Genomic DNA, 5109 nt, shown 5'->3' on the forward strand with positions numbered 1-5109 from the left:
CTCGCGCACCGCGCGGGGGGCCTCCTGCGTTCTCGTGGACCGCTACAGCCAGCCGGCGAACTCCAGCGTCAGCTCACCCTCCTGGTGACGGCCCACCGCCAGTGCCCGGGTGCCCGACTCCACCGCGCGGAACAGCGTCCAGCCGTGCAGCCGTTCCCGGTCCACGTCCAGTGAATCGGCGAGCTTCTTGATCCGGCGACGGGCCGTCGCCGGACCGCCCGGCGAGGCGATCAGATCCTCGACGCGGTCGCGCACCAGGCGCGCCAGATCGTAGGCCCGCTCACCGACCAACGGCTCCGGCCCGACCGTCAGCCAGGGCACCCGCTCACCCGCGAGCACCTTGCTCTGGCGGAAGTTGCCGTGCAGCAGCAGGGATTCGGGGGAGTGGGCGACCAGCTCCTCGCGCGCCGCGAGCGCCGCGGAGACCAGTGGGGCCAGGCTCGGTTCGGCAGCGGCGCAGGCACGCATCGGCTCCGTACGGCGTCCGGTCCGTTCCGCGACCGTCTCGAATCCATGACCGGCCGGCGGCTCGACCCACAGTCGGCGCACCGTCCCCGCCGCTTCCAGCAGTGCCTTCGCCTCCGGCAGCGAGCGTAGCGACATCTCGGGGTGCAACCGCTCCAGCAGCAGGGCACCGGGGCCGGAGGCGAGGAGACGTACCGCGCCCCAGCCGTTCCAGTGGGCGAGCGCCGCCCGTTCCAGCTCGGGCGCGGCCCCGGACGGAGCGAGCTTCAACGCGGCCGGGGTGCCGTCGGAGCACGTCACCAGCAGGACCAGACTGCTGCGGCCGCCCGGGGTGGCGACCCGGTCCACGGTCACCTTCTGCCCGGTGGAGGACAGCGCTTCCTCGGTCAGTGCGCCGATCCGTGCGAGCCACTCGGCGGCGTCGTCCCCGTACGACTCGCCGAGCGCTCGCACCAGACGCTGCGGCGGTTCGAAACCCATGCGTGCTTTGTTCCCTTTCAGAGCTTTCTTCAGTGCGTGGCGCCGGACCCGTGCTTCGCAGTGGTCCCCTCCGTCGCGCCGGTCCCGTCGGCGGTCCGCTCGGCGAGCCCGGGAAAGGTTACGCCGCTGCCCCGCCAGCGGACCGCGCGCACCGCGGCCTCCCGCAGCGCGTCCGCCGCCTCCCGCCTGAGCGGCCCCTCGGCGGCCCGTACGAGATCCGAGTAGACGCCCGCGACCCGGTCCTCCAGCAGCCCGGCCAGCCGCACCGCCGCGGCCGGGTCCGGCACCGCGAACGGCAGAGCGTACGCGGCCTGTGCCGCCACCGGCTCACCGCCCAGGTCGCGCACGGTCCGCACCAGCGCGTCGCGCCGGGCCCGGTGCGCGTGGTACGCCGCCGTGGCCTCGGCCCGGCGGCCGTCGGCGACCCGGCCGCCGACCACCCCGTACCCGTACACCGCCGCGTGCTCGGCGGCCAGGGCAGCCTGCGCCGCCCTCTGTGTCCCGGCGCTCATGACGAGGTCTCCTTGGCCAGCTCGTTCAGCAGATAGGCGTGGGCCGCGCCCGCCGCCGCGATGGACGCCAGCAGCCGGGCCAGCTCCGGCGAGGCCGTCAGCAGCGTCGCCGTATGGGCGTCCGCAGTGCGGCGCTCCGCCACGGCCAGCTCCTTCACGGCGGCCGCGGCGTCGGTCGCGCGTGTCCGCGAGAACACGAGCGACTCTTTGCCGTCGGGCGCCAGTGCCTCGGCATGGGCCCGTACGGCGTCCCGCAGCGGCGAGAGCCGGGCGACGGTCGCCGGATAGGCCCTGACCACGTGTTCGTACCGGGCGAGCAGTTCCCTGCTGGTACGGGCGGAACTCGCCCGGAGCGTCCTCTCCGTCCGCGCGGCCAGCGCCTGCGCGTCAGCTGTCGCCGCGTCGGTACCGGCGGAGCCTTCCCGTGGCCCGGACCCGTCACCGCAGCCGGCCAGCACCGCCCCCATGGCGATCGCTCCCGTCGCGGTGAACGCACCTCTGCGCGTCGTCCCCGTGCGCCGCACTTGTTCTCCTCCGGGCTTGGACCTGTTGTGACTGGATCTGTCCTGAAGTGATCACCGCAGGCGAGCGTACCCGCGGCCACGGAGCAGGCGGACGCCAACACCCCTCGGGACCGGATACCCTTTGACCTGACACGCGAGATCCCCACAACAGCACACGCGGCCGAGGAGTCACCCGGATGAGCACGACCCAGAGCGAGAGGCTGCGCGGACTGCTCGAACCGCTCGTCAGCGCCGAACAGCTGGATCTCGAAGAGATCGAGGTCTCCCGGGCGGGCCGCCGCCGGGTGCTGCGGATCATCGTGGATTCCGAAGAGGGCGTGGAGCTGGACGCCTGCGCCGAGCTGAGCCGCGCGATCTCCGAGAAGCTCGACGAGACCGACGCGATGGGCGAGGGCGAGTACGTCCTCGAAGTCAGTTCCCCCGGTGCCGACCGTCCACTGACGGAGCACCGCCACTACGTACGCGCCACGGGCCGCCTGGCCAAGCTGCAACTGCGCGAGGGCGGCGACCTGGTGGCCCGCATCCTCGCCGTGGACGAAGAAGGCCTGGACCTCGAAGTGCCGGGCGTCAAGGGCCGCAAACCCACGTCCCGCCGGGTCGCCTTCGACGACATCGCCAAGGCGCGCGTGGAGATCGAATTCAGCCGCAAGGACAAGAAGGAAGAGGAGGCGTAGCCGTGGACATCGATGTGAAGCTCTTGAAGGGCTTGGCACAGGACAAGGAGATCCCCTTCGACGTGCTCGTCGAGGCGATCGAGTCGGCCCTCCTCATCGCCTACCACCGTACGGACGGAAGCCACCGCCGCGCGCGCGTGGAGCTCGATGCGCGCGGCCACGTGACGGTGTGGGCGAAGGAGGACCCGGCCGACCTCGAACCGGGCCAGGAGCCCAAGGAGTTCGACGACACCCCGTCCGGTTTCGGCCGGATCGCCGCGACCACCGCCAAGCAGGTCATCCTGCAGCGGCTGCGCGACGCCGAGGACGACCGGACGTTCGGTGAGTACGCGGGCCACGAGGGCGATGTCGTCACCGGCGTGGTCCAGCAGGGCAAGGACCCGAAGAACGTCCTGGTCGACATCGGCAAGCTGGAAGCCATCCTTCCGGTGCAGGAGCAGGTGCCGGGCGAGGAGTACACCCACGGCCTGCGCCTGCGTACGTACGTCGTACGGGTCGCCAAGGGCGTGCGCGGTCCGTCCGTGACGCTGTCGCGGACCCACCCCAACCTGGTGAAGAAGCTCTTCGCGCTGGAGGTCCCGGAGATCGCGGACGGTTCCGTCGAGATCTGCGCGATCGCCCGCGAGGCCGGTCACCGCACCAAGATCGCGGTCCGTTCGACCCGCTCCGGGCTGAACGCCAAGGGTGCTTGCATCGGCCCGATGGGCGGCCGGGTGCGCAATGTCATGGCCGAGCTGCACGGCGAGAAGATCGACATCGTGGACTGGTCGGACGACCCGGCCGAGATGGTCGCCAACGCTCTGTCCCCCGCACGGGTGAGCAAGGTCGAGGTCGTGGACCTCGGTGCGCGGTCCGCCCGGGTCACCGTGCCGGACTACCAGCTGTCGCTCGCGATCGGCAAGGAGGGGCAGAATGCCCGCCTCGCCGCCCGCCTCACCGGCTGGCGCATCGACATCCGTCCGGACACCGAGACCGACGCCGAGCGCGACATCGCCGACCGCGAGCGGGCCGAGCGGGCCCGCGAGCGCTCCGAGCGCGGCTGACCCGACCCGGCAGTCCCGGGCGGTCGGCCCGCGCCGGACTGCCGGGCGCCGCCCCGAAACGGGGCTCCCCGGGGCCGGTCGCGCCGGGCCCGGGGAATACATCGGGGCGACAGGGCGCTGAGATCACGACAACATCCGTTCGATTTTTGCCCCAAAGGGGTGAGGTCGGTGCGGGGAGGTAGACTTAAACGTGTCTGGCCGGACGCAAGCCCGCGCCTGCCCTGAGCGAACCTGTGTGGGATGCCGGGAGCGGGCGGACAAGAGCGAGCTGCTGCGCATCGTCGCGGACGAGGACGCCTGCGTCCCTGATCCTCGCGGTACGCTGCCCGGCCGGGGTGCTTATGTGCACCCCGTCTCCGTCTGTCTGGACCTGGCGGTTCGCCGCCGGGCGTTCCCCCGGGCCTTCAAGGCCAAGGGGCCGTTCGACACCGCCGCGGTGCAGCGGTTCGTCGAGCGGGTGACACCGTAGGAAATGAACGGCACGGGACCCCGTGCGGTCAGGTACCTCGCGAGTTGGAAGTAGGTCGAGATTGCGATGAGCACTCGATGAGTACGCGATGAGTACGCCCATGAAGTAGCGACGGTCCGGCGGTAACCCGGACCTAAAAGGAGCGAAGTGGCTAAGGTCCGGGTATACGAACTCGCCAAGGAGTTCGGCGTCGAGAGCAAGGTCGTCATGGCCAAGCTCCAAGAACTCGGTGAATTCGTCCGTTCGGCGTCCTCGACGATCGAGGCGCCGGTTGTACGCAAGTTGACTGACGCACTGCAGGGGCCCGGCGGCAACGCCGGCAAGTCCGCTGCGAAGCCTGGCGCGCCCCGCAAGGCAGCGCCCGCAAAGCCCGCAGCGCCCTCCCCGGCCGCTGCGGCACGTCCGGCTGCCCCGAAGCCCGGCGCCCCGGCTCCCAAGCCGGCCGCCGCAGCCCCGGTGAGCAGCACCCCCGCGGCGCCTTCCGCGCCGTCCGCGGGCCCGCGTCCGGGTCCGAAGCCCGCGCCCAAGCCCGCTCCGGTGACTCCGGTCCCCGCCGCGGAGTTCTCGGCTCCGGCTCCGGCCCAGCCCGCTGCCCCGCAGCAGCAGGCCCCGCGTCCCGCGGGTGCCACCCCCGGACCCCGTCCTGCCGGTGGCCAGCGTCCTGCGCCGGCCGGCGGTCAGCGTGACGGCGGCCGTGGTGGCGAGCGTGGCGACCGCCCCGCACGTCCCGCGGGCCAGGGCGCTCCGCGGCCCGGCGGCTCCCGTCCGGCCGGTCCCCGTCCGGGCAACAACCCCTTCACCTCCGGTGGCTCGACGGGCATGGCCCGTCCGCAGGCGCCCCGTCCCGGTGGCGCCCCGCGTCCCGGTGGCGGTCAGGACCGTCCGGGCGCCCCGCGTCCGCAGGGCGGCCCCGGCGGCGCCCCGCGTCCGCAGGGCCAGGGC

Annotated in this window: 7 protein-coding genes; 4 read left to right on the forward strand and 3 right to left on the reverse strand. The window is 72.7% G+C overall.

Going from position 1 to position 5109, the window contains the following annotated elements; translation table 11 throughout:
• Positions 1–42: 42 nt before the first annotated feature.
• Genes ACFU8Q_RS38905 through ACFU8Q_RS38915 form a run of 3 tightly spaced genes read right to left on the reverse strand, consistent with a single transcriptional unit; the run spans position 43 to position 1981 of the window.
• Positions 43–945 carry an aminoglycoside phosphotransferase family protein gene (locus ACFU8Q_RS38905; RefSeq protein ID WP_384464145.1) on the reverse strand — a complete coding sequence of 301 codons (903 nt, stop codon included), beginning with the start codon at positions 943–945 and terminating at the stop codon, positions 43–45.
• 29 nt (positions 946–974) lie between these two features.
• Entirely contained in the window at positions 975–1457 is a 483-nt protein-coding gene (locus ACFU8Q_RS38910; RefSeq protein ID WP_384464148.1) for a ferritin-like domain-containing protein, read from the reverse strand.
• Complete coding sequence (locus ACFU8Q_RS38915; protein WP_384464151.1) at positions 1454–1981, reverse strand: hypothetical protein; 528 nt, start codon at positions 1979–1981, stop codon at positions 1454–1456. The genes ACFU8Q_RS38910 and ACFU8Q_RS38915 overlap by 4 nt, the downstream gene beginning before the upstream one ends.
• Before the next feature lie 176 nt (positions 1982–2157).
• Between ACFU8Q_RS38915 and rimP the strand changes: the two genes are divergently transcribed.
• The 4 genes from rimP to ACFU8Q_RS38935 all read left to right on the forward strand — a co-directional run.
• On the forward strand, positions 2158–2655 hold the full coding sequence (gene rimP, locus ACFU8Q_RS38920) for a ribosome maturation factor RimP (RefSeq protein ID WP_327258693.1): 498 nt from the start codon (positions 2158–2160) through the stop codon (positions 2653–2655).
• A gap of 2 nt (positions 2656–2657) precedes the next feature.
• Positions 2658–3698 carry a transcription termination factor NusA gene (nusA, locus tag ACFU8Q_RS38925; protein ID WP_384464155.1) on the forward strand — a complete coding sequence of 347 codons (1041 nt, stop codon included), beginning with the start codon at positions 2658–2660 and terminating at the stop codon, positions 3696–3698.
• A gap of 190 nt (positions 3699–3888) precedes the next feature.
• Complete coding sequence (locus tag ACFU8Q_RS38930; RefSeq protein WP_384464158.1) at positions 3889–4167, forward strand: YlxR family protein; 279 nt, start codon at positions 3889–3891, stop codon at positions 4165–4167.
• Positions 4168–4314: 147 nt separating this feature from the next.
• On the forward strand, positions 4315–5109 hold a 795-nt coding region (locus ACFU8Q_RS38935), incomplete at its 3' end, for a translation initiation factor IF-2 N-terminal domain-containing protein (protein WP_384464161.1).

Source organism: Streptomyces sp. NPDC057543 (genome assembly GCF_042801895.1).
In the GTDB taxonomy this organism is placed as follows: Bacteria; Actinomycetota; Actinomycetes; order Streptomycetales; family Streptomycetaceae; genus Streptomyces.